The sequence below is a fragment of the Gilvimarinus sp. 1_MG-2023 genome (assembly GCF_030548285.1).
Genome location: NZ_JAUOSC010001321.1, coordinates 1 through 254, shown reverse-complemented (window position 1 = coordinate 254; position 254 = coordinate 1). Strand labels below are relative to the sequence as shown.

1 protein-coding gene is annotated in these 254 nt (G+C 58.3%); it reads right to left on the bottom strand.

The features are described from left to right. Nucleotides 1–254: cytochrome d ubiquinol oxidase subunit II (gene cydB / locus Q4563_RS21125; protein ID WP_303605919.1), on the bottom strand; the 254-nt coding region annotated here is incomplete at both ends.

Sequence of the window (254 nt, the reverse complement as noted above, 5' to 3'; positions counted from 1 at the left end):
GGCAGGCACTGCACCGCCGATGGTCAGGCCCCAGTCCCACAGGCTGCGCCAGCGGGGATCATCCACTTTGGCGCGGTATTCAAACCCGACCGGGCGAAAAAACATGGCAAACAACACCAGTAACATTGCCCAGTAAAAGCCCGAAAATGCCACCGCATAAACCACAGGCCAACCGGCAAAAATGGCCCCACCGGCAGTAATAAACCAGACCTGGTTACCATCCCAGTGCGGCCCGATGGTGTTCAGCATCACCC